The 18,545-nt window shown below is 62.7% G+C and carries 18 protein-coding genes; 7 read left to right on the top strand and 11 right to left on the bottom strand.

Going from position 1 to position 18,545, the window contains the following annotated elements; all coding sequences use genetic code 11:
• Nucleotides 1-192: 192 nt before the first annotated feature.
• Nucleotides 193-1,641 (top strand): APC family permease, encoded by a 1,449-nt coding sequence (locus tag AAZQ98_RS16440; protein WP_402695774.1) that lies wholly within the window; start codon nucleotides 193-195, stop codon nucleotides 1,639-1,641.
• 63 nt (nucleotides 1,642-1,704) lie between these two features.
• Here the strand turns inward: AAZQ98_RS16440 and AAZQ98_RS16445 are convergent, their stop codons facing one another.
• Nucleotides 1,705-2,616 carry an RNase H family protein gene (locus AAZQ98_RS16445; protein ID WP_426733661.1) on the bottom strand — a complete coding sequence of 304 codons (912 nt, stop codon included), beginning with the start codon at nucleotides 2,614-2,616 and terminating at the stop codon, nucleotides 1,705-1,707.
• 117 nt (nucleotides 2,617-2,733) lie between these two features.
• On the opposite strand from AAZQ98_RS16445, the gene AAZQ98_RS16450 reads away from it, so the two are divergent.
• Entirely contained in the window at nucleotides 2,734-3,042 is a 309-nt protein-coding gene (locus tag AAZQ98_RS16450) for a hypothetical protein (RefSeq protein ID WP_434693789.1), read from the top strand.
• Between the two features lie 69 nt (nucleotides 3,043-3,111).
• On the opposite strand, the gene AAZQ98_RS16455 is transcribed toward AAZQ98_RS16450, so the two are convergent.
• Together AAZQ98_RS16455 and AAZQ98_RS16460 are read right to left on the bottom strand one after the other, a co-directional pair.
• Nucleotides 3,112-4,221: a glutathione S-transferase family protein gene (locus AAZQ98_RS16455; protein ID WP_133834850.1), complete on the bottom strand. Its 1,110-nt coding sequence runs from the start codon at nucleotides 4,219-4,221 to the stop codon at nucleotides 3,112-3,114.
• A 122-nt stretch (nucleotides 4,222-4,343) separates the two neighbouring features.
• A complete protein-coding gene (locus tag AAZQ98_RS16460) occupies nucleotides 4,344-4,919 on the bottom strand; it encodes an NADPH-dependent FMN reductase (protein WP_434693792.1) in 576 nt (191 codons plus the stop codon).
• Between the two features lie 141 nt (nucleotides 4,920-5,060).
• Between AAZQ98_RS16460 and AAZQ98_RS16465 the strand changes: the two genes are divergently transcribed.
• Nucleotides 5,061-5,546: a MarR family winged helix-turn-helix transcriptional regulator gene (locus tag AAZQ98_RS16465; RefSeq protein WP_105659082.1), complete on the top strand. Its 486-nt coding sequence runs from the start codon at nucleotides 5,061-5,063 to the stop codon at nucleotides 5,544-5,546.
• Here the strand turns inward: AAZQ98_RS16465 and AAZQ98_RS16470 are convergent.
• Complete coding sequence (locus AAZQ98_RS16470; RefSeq protein WP_402695770.1) at nucleotides 5,543-7,387, bottom strand: ABC transporter ATP-binding protein; 1,845 nt, start codon at nucleotides 7,385-7,387, stop codon at nucleotides 5,543-5,545. The two genes, AAZQ98_RS16465 and AAZQ98_RS16470, sit on opposite strands and share 4 nt — an antisense overlap.
• Before the next feature lie 191 nt (nucleotides 7,388-7,578).
• Here AAZQ98_RS16470 and AAZQ98_RS16475 point away from each other — a divergent pair, with 191 nt between their 5' ends.
• A complete protein-coding gene (locus AAZQ98_RS16475; protein WP_181148955.1) occupies nucleotides 7,579-7,971 on the top strand; it encodes a MarR family winged helix-turn-helix transcriptional regulator in 393 nt (130 codons plus the stop codon).
• A gap of 75 nt (nucleotides 7,972-8,046) precedes the next feature.
• On the opposite strand, the gene AAZQ98_RS16480 is transcribed toward AAZQ98_RS16475, so the two are convergent.
• From AAZQ98_RS16480 to AAZQ98_RS16490, 3 genes are read right to left on the bottom strand one after another with little or no spacing between them, the layout of a single operon-like run.
• Nucleotides 8,047-9,954: an SIP domain-containing protein gene (locus AAZQ98_RS16480; RefSeq protein WP_105659085.1), complete on the bottom strand. Its 1,908-nt coding sequence runs from the start codon at nucleotides 9,952-9,954 to the stop codon at nucleotides 8,047-8,049.
• Between the two features lie 3 nt (nucleotides 9,955-9,957).
• The gene (locus tag AAZQ98_RS16485) at nucleotides 9,958-11,064 is read right to left on the bottom strand and encodes a FecCD family ABC transporter permease (RefSeq protein WP_434693797.1); all 1,107 of its coding nucleotides are present in this window, start codon (nucleotides 11,062-11,064) and stop codon (nucleotides 9,958-9,960) included.
• A complete protein-coding gene (locus tag AAZQ98_RS16490; RefSeq protein ID WP_105659086.1) occupies nucleotides 11,061-12,110 on the bottom strand; it encodes a FecCD family ABC transporter permease in 1,050 nt (349 codons plus the stop codon). The genes AAZQ98_RS16485 and AAZQ98_RS16490 overlap by 4 nt, the downstream gene beginning before the upstream one ends.
• Before the next feature lie 20 nt (nucleotides 12,111-12,130).
• On the opposite strand from AAZQ98_RS16490, the gene AAZQ98_RS16495 reads away from it, so the two are divergent.
• Entirely contained in the window at nucleotides 12,131-12,931 is an 801-nt protein-coding gene (locus AAZQ98_RS16495; RefSeq protein WP_434693800.1) for an MBL fold metallo-hydrolase, read from the top strand.
• A gap of 6 nt (nucleotides 12,932-12,937) precedes the next feature.
• Here AAZQ98_RS16495 and AAZQ98_RS16500 read toward each other — a convergent pair whose 3' ends face one another.
• The 3 genes from AAZQ98_RS16500 to AAZQ98_RS16510 all read right to left on the bottom strand — a co-directional run bounded on the left by AAZQ98_RS16500 (nucleotide 12,938) and on the right by AAZQ98_RS16510 (nucleotide 16,252).
• Entirely contained in the window at nucleotides 12,938-13,996 is a 1,059-nt protein-coding gene (locus AAZQ98_RS16500) for an ABC transporter substrate-binding protein (RefSeq protein WP_133834855.1), read from the bottom strand.
• A gap of 190 nt (nucleotides 13,997-14,186) precedes the next feature.
• On the bottom strand, nucleotides 14,187-15,512 hold the full coding sequence (locus tag AAZQ98_RS16505) for an FtsX-like permease family protein (protein ID WP_434693803.1): 1,326 nt from the start codon (nucleotides 15,510-15,512) through the stop codon (nucleotides 14,187-14,189).
• Complete coding sequence (locus AAZQ98_RS16510; protein WP_434693806.1) at nucleotides 15,509-16,252, bottom strand: ABC transporter ATP-binding protein; 744 nt, start codon at nucleotides 16,250-16,252, stop codon at nucleotides 15,509-15,511. The genes AAZQ98_RS16505 and AAZQ98_RS16510 overlap by 4 nt, the downstream gene beginning before the upstream one ends.
• Before the next feature lie 132 nt (nucleotides 16,253-16,384).
• On the opposite strand from AAZQ98_RS16510, the gene AAZQ98_RS16515 reads away from it, so the two are divergent.
• Nucleotides 16,385-16,645 (top strand): glutaredoxin family protein, encoded by a 261-nt coding sequence (locus AAZQ98_RS16515; protein ID WP_434693809.1) that lies wholly within the window; start codon nucleotides 16,385-16,387, stop codon nucleotides 16,643-16,645.
• A 64-nt stretch (nucleotides 16,646-16,709) separates the two neighbouring features.
• On the top strand, nucleotides 16,710-17,354 hold the full coding sequence (locus AAZQ98_RS16520; protein ID WP_286134416.1) for a YqaJ viral recombinase family protein: 645 nt from the start codon (nucleotides 16,710-16,712) through the stop codon (nucleotides 17,352-17,354).
• A gap of 69 nt (nucleotides 17,355-17,423) precedes the next feature.
• On the opposite strand, the gene AAZQ98_RS16525 is transcribed toward AAZQ98_RS16520, so the two are convergent.
• Nucleotides 17,424-18,518: a mechanosensitive ion channel family protein gene (locus AAZQ98_RS16525; RefSeq protein ID WP_434693812.1), complete on the bottom strand. Its 1,095-nt coding sequence runs from the start codon at nucleotides 18,516-18,518 to the stop codon at nucleotides 17,424-17,426.
• Nucleotides 18,519-18,545: the final 27 nt, after the last annotated feature.

Raw genomic sequence — 18,545 nt, forward strand, 5'->3', positions numbered from 1 at the left:
ACGCTGACCCGACACCTAGCATATAGGTACGTCAGCTCACAGCATTGGCTTGTTTAAGCCACTAATCGACATTTCACTACCGCTGGACCCCAAGTTCTGTGAGCCAGCCTTGAAGCCGGTTTGCCCACTTCATGCGCTGACCCTAAAGTTGTAATGTTTGCCTACAAAATTGAAGGAGATGATCTCGATCGCATGACTGTGAACAGTGACACGGCCGTTACCGACGGCAAAGAAACAGAACTCCGCAGGGTGATTGGCCCGAAGCTGCTGCTATTCCTCATCATGGGCGATATCATCGGCGCCGGAATTTTCGCCATCACCGGCAAAGTTGCCGGCCAGGTGGGCGGAGCCGCCTGGCTGCCGTTCCTGATCGCTTTCACGATCGCGACCCTCACCGCCTTCAGCTACCTCGAACTGGTGACCAAATACCCGCACGCGGCCGGTGCCGCCTTGTACATCCACAAGGCATTCGGCATCCACTTCGTCACCTTCCTGGTGGCGTTCACCGTGGCTTGCTCGGGCATCACCAGTGCCGCCACCTCGGCCACCTTGGTGGGGCGCAACCTGCTCATTGGCATTGGCCAGTTTGTCGAGGGTGTTCCCAACACCCCGGAAGCGGGCATGTGGGCAGCTATTGCGATCATCGTGATCCTCGCAGTGATCAACTTCCGCGGCGTGGGCGAGAGCGTGAAGTTCAACCTCGTGCTGACCATAGTTTCGCTGGCCATCATGGCCGCGATCATCGGCATCGGCTTCGCGGTGATCGCCTCGGGCCAGGGTGACATTTCCCGCCTGGTGGTCTTCGAGACCCCCACCGACCGCAGCGTCTTCGCCGCCGTGACCATGGGTACTGCCATTGCGTTCTTCGCGATGGTGGGCTTCGAGGATTCGGTGAACCTGGTTGAGGAAACCAAGAATCCCAAGAAGACCTTCCCGAAGATCATGCTCATCGGCCTGGGCATCTGCGCCTTGATCTACATGCTGGTGGCCGTCACGGTCATCATGGTGATCCCGACCGGCGATCTGCTGAACCCGAAGAACCCGGATGCCGGCATCCTGCTGGATGTTGTGCGCATTGGCCTGCCGAACCTGCCAGTTGACGCGATCTTCCCGTTCTTGACCGTCTTCGCGGTGGTCAACACCGCGCTGATGAACATGCTGATGGCTAGCCGCCTGCTCTATGGCATGGCCCGCCAAGGCGTGCTGCCGCAGTTCCTGGGCAAGGTGCATTCGACCCGACGCTCGCCATGGGCCGCGATCCTGTTCAGCACCGTGCTGGCCATCGCCTTGGTGGTCTACGTGAACTTGAGCAACGGAAGCAGCATTGTCGGCTCGCTGGGCGGCACGACCGCGCTGCTGTTGTTGTGCGTGTTCGCCGTAGTCAACGTAGCCCTGCTGGTGCTGCGCCGCGACAAGCCGGAACCCGATGCGTTCCGCGCTCCAACGATCATCCCGATCCTCGGCGTGTTCTTCTGCCTGTTCCTTGCCGGCCCTTGGGCTCGTTCGCGTGAAGACTGGGTCCAGTACGAGATTGCCGGCCTGCTGCTGGTCATCGGCGTGCTGCTGTGGGCCGTGACCTGGTTGGTCAACCGGATCAACTACAAGAAGGGCGTCATCGAAACCCGCCCGGGACAGTACTGATCCCAAACCGTTAAAGCAGTGATGCCCGCCATTTGGCGGGCATCACTGCTTTAAGCGTGTTTTCTATGCGGTCTGCTCGACCGTTTCCTGGCGGAACCGAAGCTTCAGGCCGCCTTCGGTGCTCTGCCACCAGGAAGATACGACAAGCACCGGGCCCTCTGCAGGCTTCATGCGGTACGCGAGCAGCACCATCTGGGCATCCACTTCCCGGGCCGCAAGGACCTGCACCGCACCGGTACTGGGCAGGCTCGCCCCGGATTCCAGCATGGCCCGGACCGTGGCCACATCCAGCAGGCCGCCATGGCGAGTCACTTCCTGGTAGCCCGGATGCAGGAAGTCGTTGAGTTCCGCGAAACTGGTGCGGATCTGCGGGTCGAGGAAACCTTGTTCCAGTTCGAAGACGGTGGCCGCGATGTCCACGCCGGGTTCCGGTGCGGCGGCGGGTTGCCCGCCGGGTGCCAGCACGGCATCTTCAGCCGCTGGAGCTTTGGAAGCCGCTGGGCCGCCGACTGCGGTGTAGCCCGGTCCGGCCTCTACTACAGAGCCCTGCTGGTGCGCGGTCGCAGCCGCACGCGCATGGCCGTCAGCAGCTTCATTCAGCTCATGTCCGGCATGGCCCTTGACCCACTCGAAGGTGTACTTGCGCCCGGCAATGGCCCGGTCAAGTTCCTTGAGGATGTCCTGGTTCAAGACCGGTTTGCCGTCGGCCTTTTTCCAGCCCTTCTTCTTCCAACCCGGCATCCACTTGCTGATGCAGTTGATCGCATACTGCGAATCGCACAGGATCCTGAGTTCTTCTTCTGGCAGGTGCTCGGTGGCCCGGAAGAGTTCGAGCACCGCTTGGAGCTCCCCCATGTTGTTGGTTCCGTGGTCCCAACCGCCAGCGGCCCAGTTGTCCTGGTCCACGTACCAGGCCCAACCTGCCGGTCCGGGGTTTCCTAGGGCTGATCCATCCGCAGCTGCAATGATCGTCATGCTTTAATCCTGCCACGTTGACGCCCGCACTCGGTTCCATGCATTGGGCCATGTCGCCAGCGAATACTTGCACAATGGATCACAGCATCCAGCCAGGTCCAGGCCTAGGATTGGGATGTGAAGAAAATCCTGCCTGTATTGGCCACCCTGGTTCTGGTCCTGTCCGCATGCGCTGGCCCCTCGGTTGACGAGCTGCGCCAACTCGATCCCCAGGGCCATACCGCCTGCGTGCATTTTGGCGGGGGCTTGGTTGACCCCGAGGGCATCGGCGCAACGAATATGCAGAAAGCCGCTGATCATGGGGCGAAGGCTTCCACCGAACAGATCAGCGCTGCGGTGGCCGCCGATGAATCCGGGGATCCCCAAATTACTGACTTGTCCGCTTTCCAGGAAGCTTGCGAGGGGCAAGGCTTCGATTTCGATTAGGACAGATCGGCCCAGGACTCCTCGAAATAGCGGGCTCCTGAGCCGATCCGCGGCGGATCGCCAGCGCGCCTAGGCGGGGTACAACGGGTTGTGCCCGGCTTGGACCCGCTCGTCGGCCCGGACTTCGCCCGGTGCTGTACCGTTCAGGAACGGACCGTTCTCGGCCAGCTCATCTCGGCCCGGCGCTTCGAGCCAGTTCGCCAACTCCGGCCCCTTCGGGATGATCCTGGTCGGGTTGATGTCCTCATGCACCACGTAGTAGTGCGCCTTGATCTGCTCGAAGTCGATGGTGTCGCCGAAACCCGGGGTCTGGAACAAGTCCCGCGCATAGCCCCAGAGGTTCGGCATGTCGATGAGCTTGTTGCGGTTGGCCTTGAAGTGGCCATGATAGACCGGGTCGAATCGCACCAGCGTGGTGAACAGCCGGACATCGGCCTCGGTGATGTGATCACCCATCAGGAAGCGGCGGGTGCCCAGCCGATCTTCGAGGTAGTCCAAGGTGGCGAATAACCGGTCGTAGGCATCGTTGTAGGCCTGCTGGTCCCCGGCGAACCCGGCACGGTAGACGCCGTTGTTGACCTCGGTGAAAATCCGCTTGATCAGCGGAAGCATCTCATCGAGCTGGTCCTGCGCAATGAGGTCCGGGGCGCCTTCCCGGTGGAACTCCTTCCACTGCGTGGACATGTCCCAGGTGATCTGCGGGTAGTCATTGGTGACAACCGCACCGGTGGGGATATCGACGATTGCCGGCACGGTGATGCCGCGTGGATAGTCGGCAAAGCGCTTGAAGTAGTTCTCCTGGACCCGCTCGGTACCCAGGACAGGGTCCTTGCCCCCGGGGTCCAGGTCAAAGGTCCAGCTGCGTGCGTCGTGGGTTGGGCCGGGCAGTCCGACGGACAGCGCGTCTTCCAAGCCCAGCAGGCGGCGAACGATCAGGGTGCGGTTGGCCCAGGGGCACGCGCGGGCTGCGACCAGATGGTAGCGGCCAGCTTCCACCGGCCAAAGCCGGGCCCCGTCCGAAAGCCCCGCGTTGGGATGCCCGATCTTGCTGTGGCTGTTTCCCTCGCCATAGTGCTCGGCGCTGGCATCAGCGACGATGCGGTCCTGGATGTAGTTGGTGTCCCGGGTGAATTCTCCGCCGGTGACGTAGGCGCCCTTGGTCGAATATTCCTCGCTCATCGCATTCCTTCCAAAGAATTTTGAAGTCCCGTGCATAAACCATTCACCTCGAGACTATGGCAGTTGGGCAGGTATGGAAATGGCGCAATGCACTTTTCCATTCCCCTCCGATTTCAACCGGTCTAGGCGTTGACCGTGGCGCCTTCGCGTACGGTGCGCATCGCCTTGCTCCAGGCGAGCACCTGTTCAAGCATGGGCTGCACGCTGTTGGCCGACCGTTCGGTCGGAGCGAAAGCCGAGAAGTTCTCGAAGTCGGAGAATAGCGAGAACATGCCGGTCTTCTGCACGTGGGCGATCTGCAGTTCCGAGAGGATCCCGCGCAGGTGCTCCACGGCACGCGAGCCCATGGCGGAGCCGTATCCGACCATGCCGGCGGCCTTGTTGTTCAGTTCTGCATTCAGGTAGCTCAGTGCGTTGGCCAATGCAGGCTGGACGGAGTGGTTGTACTCGCCAACAATGAAAATGTATCCATCGAATTCGCTCATCTTGGCGGCGAAGGCCTTGGTGTGCCCGTTCTGGTAGTTCTGGTAGGCGGCCGGGAACGGCTCGTCGAGCATCGGCAGGTTGAACTCGACGATGTCCACCAGCTCGTAGTCGGCACCACCGAATTCCTGGGCCCCGGCCAGCACCCATTGGGCGACGCCCTGGTTGACACGTCCTGGACGGGTGGAACCGGTAACGATAGCGATCTTCGACAAGTTGCTCTCCTTGGAGTTCTCCGGCCAACAATTTAGTTGACACGTCATCTTCTCTTGCTAAATTCCACTATACAGGAGATGATTGATGCGTCAACAATATTTTGAATGTCCCCCATGGGGACAACATGGTTAGGAAAGAGAATGAAGAGCGAAGAGACCCGCTGGCTCACCGACAGCGAGCAGGACCTCTGGCGCACCATACGCGAGTTCCTCTGGCAGTTCCCCAGTGGCATGGATCGCCAGCTGCTGCGCGATTCGAACATGCTCTCCGGTGAATACTCGGTGCTGGCTGTGCTTTCGGAAACAACCGAACCAAGTCTACGCCCGGCCGACGTGGCGACCGCATTGCGCTGGGACCGCTCGCGACTCTCCCACCTGCTGCGCCGCATGGAAGCCAAGGGCCTGGTCAGCCGCTGCTCAGATGAGACCGACCGCCGCGGGCACCAGATTACGCTCACCGCCCAGGGGCGCAAGACCATTGAGGAAGCCGCGCCAACCCACGTGAGCTTCGTGCGTGAAACCATTTTCGATTCCCTGAGCCCCTCCGAACGCACGGCATTGGAATCGGCGCTGCCGAAGATCCTGGCCTCGCTGGAAAAGCAGGGACTGAAAGATGGCCAGTGCTAGCTGGCCCTTTCGGCCAGTTCGCTCTTGGCTACCAGCTGGGCGAATTGCCCGCCAAGCTGGACCAGCTCGTCAAAAGTTCCCGCTTCGGCAATCCGGCCAGCTTCTAGCACGACGATGCGGTCCGCTCGCATCACGGTGCTCAACCGGTGCGCGATCAGCAAGGTAGTTCGCCCCAGTGCGAGCTCGTCCAGCGCCCGCTGCACCAAAGCCTCGGTGACCGTATCCAGGGCACTGGTCGCCTCGTCGAGCACCAGGACCTTGGGCTTGCGCAGCATGGTGCGGGCAATAGCCAGTCGCTGCTGCTCGCCACCGGAGAAACGGTGGCCGCGCTGCCCCACCTGGGTTTCCAGGCCCTGCGGCAGGCTGCGGACCAGCTGCGCAATCTGCGCGGCTTCCAGCGCCTGCCAGAGCTCTTCCTCGGTGGCCTGGGGCGCTGCCCACAGGAGGTTCTCCCGAATCGAAGCATGCAGCAGGTAGCTTTCCTGGGCAACGACGGAGACCGCCTGGGCGATGCCTTCAGGATCGAATTCCTTCAGGTCAATGCCGTCGAGCAATACCTGGCCCTCGGTAGGGTCAAGCAGCCGGGGCAGCAAGGACCCCAGGGTGGACTTTCCCGAACCGGTGGAACCGACAACCGCGGTCATTGTTCCCGCCTCCAGGGTCAAATCCAGCTGTTCCAGGGTGGCGCGGTCAGCCTCGGGGTAGCGGAAGCTGACATTGCGCAATTGCACTTCGCCACGCAGCTTCCCGGGTTCGACCGCTCGCGGCCGCTGGGGTACCGGCAGCGCCTGGTCCGTATCCAGGTATTCGAAGACGCGGCTGAACAAGGCCAAGGCCGAGACCCACTGGACCGAAATCTGCATCATGCCCATGACCGGACGGAAGATTCCGGCCTGCAGCCCGGTAAAGGCCACCAAGGTGCCGATGCTCATTCCCTGCCCGGTGGCGGGCAGCCCCGCCACGATGTACAGCACCGCGGGGATGGCCGCGAAAATGATGCTCATCGTGGCCATGCGCCAACGCCCGGCCAAAGCGCTTTTCATTTCCAGGTCGATGAGCTTGTGGCTGGACTCTCCGAAGGCCGCCGCATCAGCGGCTCCGGTGCCCATGATCTTGGCCAGGCGGACCCCGGAGATGCTCAGGCGCTCGTCGATCAGCGAAGCCAGGTTCGACATCTCGCGCTGGCGCTTTCCTGTCACGGCGCGGCGCAGTTTCGCGGTTTGCTTGGCAAGCAGCACCGCTGGCGGCAGCACGACCAATGAGATCAGGCTCAGTTTCCACGAGATCGCCACCATCGCGCAGGCGGTGGCCACAACGGTGGTCAGGTTCGAGGCAATGCTCGTGGCCGAATTGGTAATCACCGATTGCATCTGCCCCACGTCGTTGACCAGGCGCGACTGCACGTCCCCGGAGCGCGAGTTGGTGAAGAATCCCAGGGATTGCTTCTGCAGGTGCGTGAACAGCCCGGTCCGCAGGCCATGCATGACGCGTTGGCCCATCAGGGTTGCCCGCCAGGTCTGGACGACTTCCAGAATCGCGGTAGCCAGGGAGATCAGCACCAGTCCCACGGCACCCAAGAGCAGCAATCGGATATTGCTGTTGGGAATCGCGTCATCAATGAGTTCGCGGATGATGAACGGCTGGGCCAGGCCGATGACCGACGCTGCCACGATCAGCACCATGACCGCAATCACCGATCCCAGATGGGGCCGGAAGAGCGCGGCGATGCGCGCCAGGGACACCGGATGCTCGGTGAGCCGCTGCTTGTCCCGGGCGGCGTTGCCGGACCGTCCTTGCCCGCCACCGCCCGGATGCGGCCCCGGCATTCCCATTGCACTCATGGACTCCCCCTCTACCTCTGGATTTCTCAAGTCCAGAATAACAGAGGGAACCTCACTATGTGGTTGCATCTTGAAATTGTACCCAGAAACACACTATCCTTGAACATATGCAGAACGAAGAGCCCAAGCCTGACTTGGCAGATCTTTTCCTCCACGCTTCACGCATGCTTCGCGGCAGATGGAGGGACAGCTTGACTCCCCTGGGCATCACTCCGCACCAATCGAGGGTGCTGACCTTGCTGTCCCGGGCCGATAGGATCGGGCTGCGCAACTCGCAGCTCGCAGAACAGCTGCACATCGCCGCGCGCTCGACCACCGAGGTAGTCGACCAGCTGGAAGCCAAGGAGCTTGTCGTGCGCACCCCCGATCCGGCCGATCGCCGCGCCACGTTGATTGCGCTCAGTGCCACGGGCCGCGCCCAGCTCGGCGAGCTCGCCGAATTGCGCCGTTCGAGCATGGACGGCTATTTCGACAAGCTCGGCGACGAGGACCGCGCCGAGCTCACCCGGCTGCTGGCAATCCTGGACCGCGAGAACCCGCGGCCGGTGCGCGGCGCTTGCAAGAACCCGGCGAAAGAGAACTAGCTGCCAGCTAGCGGATAGAACCCGAGGCCCCGGCATATGCGTGCCGGGGCCTCGGGCGCTGGTTGCCGCTGCCCGCTAGTTCTCGGTCTTCCCGCGGCGCCAGTAGCCCATGAAGGCTACCTGCTTGCGGTCCACGCCGGCATCGCGCACCAGATAACGGCGCATTTCCTTGACCGTGCCGGCTTCACCGGCAATCCAGGCGTAGAACGGTGCGGAATTTTCCTGGCCTGTCTCCCACAGGATGTCCGCATCAACATCGATATCTTCCGGCTCGGCGTTGGTATGCACCACGCCGGCTGCTGGAATCGCGACTACCTGGCGCAAGGCCGACTGCAGCAATTCACCATGCTCATGGCTGCCACGGGTCAGCCACTGCACCGAGACGCCGGAGCGGGTGGAGGCACCGAGGATATCCGTGGTCTCCGGGACCTCGATCAGCGCATGGCCGGTGACGTTGGAGGGCAAGGCTTCGAGGATGGCGCAAATCGCCGGGGCTGCGGTTTCGTCACCGGCCAGCACCACGCGGGTTGCCTCGCCGCGGCGGAACTCGATGCCGCCGTAGCTGGAGTCGTTCAGGGTCTTGTTCGGGCCCAGCAGCAGCAGCTGGTCGCCCACCTTGGCCCGGTCGCCGAACTCCGTAGCCGGCCCGCCCTGGAGCTGGCCGTCAACCATGTGCCCGTGCATCACGAAGTCGATATCCAGCTCGGCCGTGGCCCCGATATTGTCCCGGTGCCCGGCTTCGCGGAAGGCCCGGACGGTATAGGTGCGCATGTGGCCGCGGGTATCGGGATCAATCGACAACCAGCGCTTGTACCAGCCCTGCTGCTCGGCAGGACTGGTCATCGCCCCAGGTCGCATCGAGGCGATCTCGTCGGTCAGCGCAGTACCGCCGGCCGGTGGCAGCAAGAGCTTGATGCGCATATCCAGCGGGTGGCTGTTGGTGCCGAAGTACTCCAGGTCCTCGCCGCTGACGGTTACCCGGCGGAAGGATGGCGCGAGCTGCTGGCTATTGACCACCGTGGTGTCAAAGGCCAACGTCGGCACATGCTCATGGGCCGGGCGTTCCGATTGCGGATCAAGGGCGGCGGCTGCTTGGGCAGCTTGCTTCACATTTGCCGCCTGCTTCACCGCAGTTTTCTTTGCCGAAGCTTCGGTACGGAAAATGCCCTGGGAAGCGAGCACCTGCTCGGTGCGCAGCACCCGGTGGCGGCCAATGGGAAGCACCAGCGGAGTGCCGCCCACCGGGTCGGGGATCACGCGGCTGGGCATGCCGAAAACATCCTTGACGGTCTTTTCGGTGACCACATCGTTGGGATGGCCGGCAGCGTAGATCTTGCCGTGGCGCAGCGCCACCAGGTAGTCGGCGTAGCGGGCGGCCAGGTTCAAATCGTGCAGCACGATCACGACGGTGATCCCGCGGCTGCGGTTCAGCTCGCTGACCACATCCAGGACTTCGAGCTGGTGCGCCACGTCCAGGAAGGTGGTCGGCTCGTCGAGCAGCAGCAGGTCGGTCTCCTGCGCCAGGGCCATGGCGATCCAGACGCGCTGGCGCTGCCCGCCGGAGAGCTCGTCCACCGAGCGGTCGGCCAGCTCGGTGGTGCCGGTCAGCTCCATGGCGCGATTAACCGCTGCCTCGTCCTCGGCAGAGAAGCGCTTGAACAGGCCCTGGTGCGGGTAGCGGCCGCGGCTGATCAGCTCGCGGGCGGTGATGCCGTCCGGAGCGGTGGGCGATTGCGGCAGCAAGCCCAGGGTCTTGGCGACTTCCTTGGCCGGCTTGGAGTGGATGTCCGCGCCGTCCAGGAGCACCTGGCCCCCGGCTGGCTTGAGCAGCCGCGACAGTGCGCGCAGCAGGGTGGACTTGCCGCAACCGTTGGCCCCGACGACGATGCTCACCTGCCCGGCAGGGATATCCAGCGACAGCTCGTCGACGATGGTGACCTTGTCATAGGCCAGGGTCAGATCGCTTGCCTGCAAAGTGGCCATGGGTTATGCTCCGCTTCCAGTTGAGTTTGCGCGCACCAGAATCCAAATCAGGAAGGGTGCACCGAATGCGCCGGTGATAACGCCCACCGGCAGCGAAAGATCCGCGAACAGGTTCGCGGCAAAGAAATTGGCAACAGTCACCAGCGTTGCCCCGGTCAGGCCGGAAAGCAGGATGTTGATCGGGCCGCGGGTCAGCGCGGCAGTAATCGGGCCGGCCAGGAAGGCAACGAACGCCATCGGCCCGGTGACCGCAATCGGCAAGGCGCCCATGGCCACAGCGACAAAGACCAAGATCGCCCGGGCCCAGCCCACGTGCAGCCCCAGGGCCGCCGCGGTGTCCTCGCCCAGCTCCAGCATTTTCAGTTGGCGCAGCACCAGGGGCAGCAACAGGATGCCGATGGCGCCAAGGGACGCCAAAAGCAGCAGCGCATTTTCCCAGTTGCTCGAGGCCAGTGAACCCGTCAGCCAGTGCATCACATCGCTGGCCGTATTCACCTGCGCCTGGGTCAGCAGGTACTGGATCAGCGCCTGGAGCATCGCGCCGATGGCCAGGCCCGCCAGGATCAGCCGGGGACCGGTCCGCTTGCCCGAGGCCGAGAGCCAGTAGATCAATGCAGCGACCAGCAGCCCGCCGGCCAGTGCGAAGGCGTTGAGCTTCCAGTCGGTATAGCCAAGGGTGATCATCGCGAAAACCGCGGCCGCCGATGCGCCGTAGCCCACGCCGATCACGTCGGGACTGGCCAGCGGGTTGCCCAGCCAGCGCTGGAACAAGGCACCGGAAATGCCCAGGCCGGCACCGGCCAGGGCACCCACCGCGATGCGCGGCAGGCGGTCGGACATGATGATGAAACTGGTGCCCGGCACCTTTTCACCGCTGAGCACCTGGAAGACTTCGGCAGCTGGGAGGCGGTCCCGCCCCCAGAACAGGTAGGCCGCCACGGCGAGCGCCAGGGCCAGGGCCATCCACAATGCGGTGCGGCGCACCCGGGATCTGCGGCGGGCTGCCAGCGCCGGTGCGGCTTTCGAGGCCGGGGCCGTCGCCGGTCCGGCCGTTTCCGTGGTGCTGCGGGGCTGGGTCATGTTGGCTGCTGCCATTTCGCTCGTGCTCACAGGCTCACCGACTTCATGCCGCTGCGCATCATGATGATGAAGATCGGTCCACCCAGCATGGCGCACATGACGCCTACCTGGATCTCGCTGGGCGGGGCGATGATTCGTCCCACCGTATCAGCCAGCAAGAGCAGGATCGGCCCGGCGATCAGGCTCGCTGGCATCAGCCAGCGGTAGTCGGAACCGACCAGCAAGCGCACGGCATGCGGGATCATCAGGCCGACGAAGGCGATGGGCCCGGCCACGGCGGTGGCGGTGCCAGCGAGAATGACCACCCCGATGGAGCCGATCAGCCGGGCGCGGTTCAAGTTGAAGCCCAAGGCGATCGCGGTGTCATCGCCCATGGACACGGCATTGGATACCTTGGCGGTGGACAGCACGATCAGTGCGCCGGCGGCCACCACGGGAATGGCCCCGAGGAAGGTGTCGATGCCGCTGCTGGATAACGTGCCGATCTGCCACATGCGGAAACGGTCCATGGTGGCATCGGAAATCATCAGGATCGCATTGGTAATCGCGCCCACGCCCACAGCCATGGCGGCACCGCCCAGCGCAAGCTTAATGGGCGTGGCGCCTTCACGGCCCACGTTGGCCACGAGATAAACCAGGGCCATCACCCCAGCAGCGCCGAGGAAGGCGGCCACCATGATTCCGGCCAGGGAGCTGACGCCCAGGAAGGCGATCGCCAGCACCACGGCCATGGAGGATCCGGCGTTCAAGCCCAGGATCCCGGTATCGGCCAGCGGGTTGCGGGTCAGGCCCTGCAGTCCGGCGCCAGCCAAACCGAGGGCAGCGCCAACCACGATGGCTCCGATGGTGCGGGCGAAGCGGGACGCGACCACGCCCTGGTCGCCATTGGACGGGTCGAAATTCCAGATGGCATCGATCACGGTGCCCATCGAGACGTTTCGCGCGCCCAGCAGCAGCGAAGCGAATAGCGCCAGCCCGAGCAACAGGGCAAGGAGCAGCAAGGCGCCGAGCTTCCGGCCGGCTTTTGGCGACTTGGCCCCCGGTGCTTGGCGCGTAATACTTTCAGTCGCGGTCATTGGTTCCTACACTCATTGCTATGGCTCTTCTTCCCTTGCCCACTATTATCGCTCCAGGCATCGGCCTGCTTCGCGCGCAGAACCCTTCTGAAATGACGTTGGACGGGACTAATTCCTATCTGCTGTTCGACCCTGCCGTGGATGAACTTGTTCCTGGAACTCCGGTCGTCCTGATTGATCCGGGCCCTGAGCTCGAGGACCATCTGCAGGTCTTGGCGGCCTTCGACATCCAGCTGGTGCTCATTACCCATCGGCATGCCGATCACACGGGAGGCATCGATGCGCTCTACCGGATGACCGGTGCGCCGGTGCGTGCCATGCTGGAGCAGTACTGCCGGGACGCCCCGGTGCTCGCCGATGGCGAAACGATCAGCGCGGCCGGCGCCAGCATCCAGGTGGTCTTCACCCCTGGCCACACCTCGGACTCGGTGTGCTTCATCCGCCAGGGCGGGAGTGCCCACTTGTTCACCGGGGATACGGTGCTGGGCCGGGGCACCACCATCTTGGAACACCCGGACGGCACATTGGCCGACTACCTGGATTCCCTGCAGCGGTTGCTCGCGCTGCCCGATATGGCTTTGCATCCGGCGCACGGCGAGCAGCATGATTCCTCGCATCCGTTGCTGCAGATGTACATCAAGCATCGGCATGCGCGGCTGGACCAGGTGCGTGCGGCTTTGCAGAAACTCGGCAAGGCCGGGGTCCACACGCAGCCAGCTGAATTGCTGGAGCATGTCTACCCCGACCTCGATGCGCGCTTGGTGGGCGCAGCTACCCATTCCCTGGAAGCCCAATTGCACTATCTGTCAGTGAATCCCTAGCCGGAGCTACTTCGCGGCAGCTGCGTTGTCGGCAGCCTTGACGATGCCGGGAACTACGTTATCCAGTGCCCATTCAATGGACAGCGGCGAAGCCGCGGAGATCGCCAGGGTTGCTTCATCGGTGCCTGGCAGTGCCACGGCATCGTTCTTCGCGGCAGGGATCTGGCCGTAGAGCGGCTGGCCCTTGACGACGTCTTCCATGGTGTTGCCCGCAACAGCCGAGGCGAAGACGATGTCCGAATCCCACTCGTTGACCTTTTCCGGGGAAACGGTGAAGAAGAAGGTGTCCTTGGCGGCGTTCTTCTGAACGTACTCGGCCTGGGTCATGCCCAGTGCGCTCAGGAAGCGCGGGCGGGTGTCGCCTTCGGAGTAGATGTAGGCGGTATCCGGCGCGGACAGGTCAGCGGCGATGAAGGTGGTGTCCTTCAGCGCTGGATTGTCTTCGCCGACTTTGGCCAGCTTGCCTTCGATCTCTTCGATCAGGGCGTCGGCTTCTTCTTCCTTGCCCAGCATCTGGCCGGCAACTTCGGTGACCTGTTCCCAGCTGGTCAGGTAGTTAGGCTCGATGGGGCCAACGACCGGAGCGATTTCCTGCAGCTTCTCGTACTGCTCCTTCTTCAACCCCGAGTATGGAGCGAAGATGACCTGGGGCTTGCTGGCGGCGATGCCGGTGTAGTCGATGTCATCGCCCACCTTGTACTGCACAGGCGCCTTCTCGGAGCCGATGGAAGCGCCCTGCTCTTCCAGAGCGGCGTCCTTCCATGCGGTGGAGTTGTTCTCGTTCATGCCGTAGGTGTCGGTGTCCATGCCGACCGGCACGGTATCCAGAGCCAGCAGGGTATCTGCGTTGACCCACGAGATGGTCGCAATGCGTTCCGGGACTTTTTCGATCGTGGTTTCACCATAGATGTTCTCGATGGTGACCGGAGTGAAGTCTTCTGCGGCCTTGGCTGAAGTGTCAGCCGACGGATCCGCTGAGTTGCTCGACGCGCCGCAGGCGGTCAGGCCCAAGGCGAGGATGGCAGTTGAAGCGGCGAAAATTCCGGCGCGACGTGAATTTTTCATGGGTCGGTGATTCCAGACTATGCGAGGTTCTGTCAACGTTTTGTTTAGCTAGGTTAGGCAAGCCTATCCGGGCCGTATGCCACGATACGCGTTTCTCTGCGCATTACGCAACACGAAACGTCCCTAATCACCGACCCTGAAGTGACCCTAACCAAATCGGGCGGTTTTTTCGGTGGGCTGACCAGAGACTTTATTCTCTAGTTGCTAGCAGCTTCTGCGGATCAGCCACCAAAATTGCTCCCCGCACCAGCAGCAAGCCGAGTAACACGGAGACAATTACGGTGATGACCGTCAGCGGCTTGAGCAGGATGGCGGCCCCGGCCAGGGGCAGCACGAGCACCGTGGAGGCAATGGCGAAACCGATCGAGGCAGCCAGCGCCGGGATCATGATCGACTTGGTGCGCGCGGCGTTCATCGTTTCGTAGGGCATGCCCAACCGGTTCAGCCCCCGATACAGCTCAGCGCGATCCAGGGTACTGGCGCTTTGGGAGATCGCCGCCGAAGCGGCCACGCAGATGAAGCTGATCGTCAAGGTCACCAGCACGCCGGTGGTGACATCGGCGGGCACATGCTCCAGCCAGGTGCCCTGATCGAGTTCGCTTCCGGTCAGCTCCATCAAGGCGGCCCCGCTGCCGCCCACCACCGCGACGAACGAAGCCATGGCAACCCCGGATACCTGGCGCCAGGATTCGGCAGGGCTTTCCAGGATCATGCGGGCTGCCAGCAGCTCCTGCGGAGTTCTGGCCTTGCGCAGCTTGGCCTTGCCCACCTTCGCCACCAGATACGGACCGACCAGGTTCATCACCAGCAGGCCGAAGCCGAAACCGCCAACCACCACTGCGATGATCGCGGCGATGGACTGCACGAACTGGCCCATGTTGGAGAACACCATGTACAGCACCAGAATGCCGGCAAGCGTGATCACCGCGCGCAGCCAGCTGGGGGTGGGCACCGTGCTGCGGGTTGCCACCGCCAACGGGGTGATCACCAATTTGCGCAAGCCGGCAGCTGCACTGCCTGCCGAGAGGAGCACGACAGCGACTACTGCTATCGCCAGCACCCACAGCGGCAAATAGATGGCCGAACCGATCGGAGCACCTTGGAACGGAATCAGCGAGGCCACTGGTGCGGCCAGGAAGTAGAGCACGATTCCGGCGAGCGCGCCGGCCAACGCCGTGCCGGCGGCTTGCAGCACGGCCACGAGGCCGATCTGCGCCCCGGTTGCGCCGAGCAAGCGCAAGGACGACAGGGCGCGGTCATTGGACCGCGCGGAGAGCCGGGCAGCGGCCGATCCCAGCACCAGCAAAGGGACCACCAGCAGCACCACGGCGAAGGCTGCCAATGGCAGGTACATCCCCTGGGCCGCGGATTCGAAACTGGTAAAGGAGTAGGCCCCTCCCAGCACGATCAGCAGGATCGCGCTGACCATGGCGTAGGCGCTGGCGGTCAGGACCAGTGGTGCCAGCCGGGACTTCGCCGGCCGGCCAAGCATCCATGACAGGTGCAGGATATTCACTTCTGGGCACCGCCATCCACGGTGGCCGATGGGTGCAGGCTGTCGCTGATCAGCTGTCCGTCCTGCAGCTGCACTACACGGTCGCAGCGCGCGGCGACATTGGGATCATGGGTCACCATCACCAGGGATTTTCCGGCACCGACCGTGCACTGCAGCAAGATCTCCAGCACTTCGAAGCCCGTGGTTGAATCCAGCGCGCCGGTAGGTTCATCGGCAAAGACCACCATCGCCCCGGTGACCTGCGCGCGGGCAATGGCTACTCGTTGCTGCTGCCCGCCGGAGAGCTGGCCGATGCGGCGTTGCTCCATTCCTGCCAGGCCCAGTTCCGCCAGGGCGGCCCCGGCACTGGAAATGGCGGCGTTGCGTGGCACCCCGTTGATCATCAAGGCCATGGCCACGTTCTCTTCGGCAGTGAGCTCGGGAATCAGCAGTCCGGATTGGAAGACGAAGCCGAAGGATTCTCGGCGCAGCCTGGTGCGCGCCTTATCCTTGAGCCCCTGGATATCCACCGGTGCTCGGCCGGGGATGTTCAGCATGATGCTGCCGGCGTCGGGAAGTTCAATACCTGCCAATGCGTGCAGCAGCGTGGATTTTCCGGAACCCGAGGGGCCCATGATGGCAAGGGACTGGCCCAGTGAAATCTGCAGATCGACGCCGTTCAGTGCAGTGGTGGAACCGAAGCTGCGGTAGAGTCCGTGAGCGGCGAGTACGGGAGGTTGGCCAAGGGAATTTTCAAGCATGACCCAATGTTTTCAACAATTGGCACCCGCGCACATCAGCGCAGGGTTCCAAGTAGCCTCCGGCCAGGCTCATCCCCCGGTAGGAGCAGCCGGCAGCTTGTTCACGACGACAGCAGGAGCAGTAGGCAACAGATGAAGCTGGAACTGTATACGCAACCATTCTGCGCACCGTGCGTGCGCACGCGGCTGGCTGTCGCCCGCGTGCAGGAACTGCTGCCCGCGTTGGAGGTCGAAGAGATCAATGTCGTGGAGCAGGTGGAGCGCGGCGAGGAAATGGGAATCACCAGCACCCCGGTCATTCGGCTATTGCAGGAAGGCACGGAGAAATTCCGTGCCAGCCAGACACCGACTATCAATCAGCTGTTGAGCGCTATCGCTGGAGCCAGCGACTAGTCTCACGCCAGCTCGAAGCCCAAGGTGCACGGTTCTTGCCCATTCATGGGGAAGAATAGGTCAGGTGATTACTGTGCCCGGCGTCCAACATGAATGCTTCGAACGTGTTCTAGCCGACTCTTCCAACCGCATTGAGTGGCTCCGCGCACGGGCCCAGGGCATCACCGCAACGGACGTGGCCAAGTTGTCCACCGAGAAGTCCATCAAGAACGCCGCATGGGACAAGCTCTACGGCAATGGCTTCTCCGGCAACCCCTACACCGATCACGGGCGCAAGCGCGAACCGGTCATCGCTGCCTGGGTCCAAGAGAATTTCAATATTTTCCCCTCCTCCCAGCTCTTCCACTCGCAGCATTCGAGACTCCATCTGGCGACTCCCGATGGCTTGGGTTTCGATGCATCGGGTGTTCCGGTTTTGGCTGAAATCAAGACCACCAACAAGCCATTCAAGAAAATCCCCAAGAGCTACCTGCGCCAGGTGCTCTGGCAGCAGCATGTGATCGGGGCCGAACGCACGTTGTTCGTTTGGGAAGAGCACGATAATTTCGTGCCGGTGCGCGCGGTTCCCGAATACCTTTGGGTGGAACGTGACGATGACTTGATCCAGGATCTCATTGGCAAGGCCGAGTCGCTCATCTCGGCATTGCGCGAAGCGACGGCCCGCCAGGAGCGCTACAACGACTACGGACCCGCTGCGTTGCGGCTCTAAGTCCCCGGAAACGGCAAAAGCCGCTGACCCCAGTTCACAGTACTGGGATCAGCGGCTTCCGTTATGCCGCTAGACGGGGTTGCTTGGAATCATCCGGGGATCCGGCAGGCAATCAGGGTAGTTTTCCACCAGCTCGGCCAGCAGCTTCTCCCGAAGCATATTGCGCAGGTTCCACAGGTCCCCGGCATTGCGCGCGGATAAATAAATGGTCACTGTTTGCAAGCCGTTTTGCGCGTCGGTCACGAGCAGCTCATTGTCCCGGCCATCCCACCAATCGGAGGCTTCAAGCAGTTCGCTGCTGCGCTGGCGCAAGTAGGAAATCGGCGCATTGAGCTTCAGCTGCAGTGCTACGTTTCCGGAGATCTCCGTGCTGCGCCGCGACCAGTTCTCAAATGGCGTCGTGGTGAAGTAGGTCGATGGCAGGATCATCCGGCGCCCGTCGATCAGGTGCACCACGACGTAGGAGAGGGTGATCTCCTCTACCGTGCCGCGTTCCCCCTCGACTACCACCGTGTCGTCCACGCGAATCGAGTCGGTAAAGGCCACTTGCAAGCCGGCAAATACGTTCGCCAAGGTTGACTGCACGGCCAGGCCAACGACCACCGAAGCCAGGCCAGCCGAGGCCAACAGGCCGGCGCCCAGCGCCCTGACTTGCTCGATCGTCAGCAGTACCGCAGCGATGGCAATGATGCAGAGCACCGCAACCAGTACCCGTCGCATCAGGCCGACCTGCGTCTGGACCTTGGCCAGCCTGCGCCCTGGACCGAATCTCGCCTCGAAGCGTGCCATCATGCCGGTTTCAATCACGCGCACCAGCTTGATGATGAACCAGGTGAGGAAGAAGACCAGAATGATCAGGATGGCGAACTGCCAGGGGTTGTACCAAGTGCGTTCTCGATAGAAGACCGCGAAAGCCGACTTGGCAATGATCGAGGTAGCCAGGCCGAAGAACGGGAATCTGGTGGCTTTCACGTCGGCTTCGTCCACGCCGATCCGGCGCAGCACGCGGCGGGCAACGCCGCTGAAAACAAACGCCAGGATTGCGGCTACGAGCGCACCGATGAGCAGGACAACCCAAAATTGCAACGATTCGGGGAGGAAGCTTGAGGCTGTAATGACTTCCTCGACGGTTTCGCCGATGGGTTCAACGGGGGTAGGTGACATGTTTAAAGCATGTCATATGGCGCTAAA

Origin of the sequence: Glutamicibacter sp. Je.9.36 (assembly GCF_051129975.1) — a bacterium.
In the GTDB taxonomy this organism is placed as follows: domain Bacteria; phylum Actinomycetota; class Actinomycetes; order Actinomycetales; family Micrococcaceae; genus Glutamicibacter.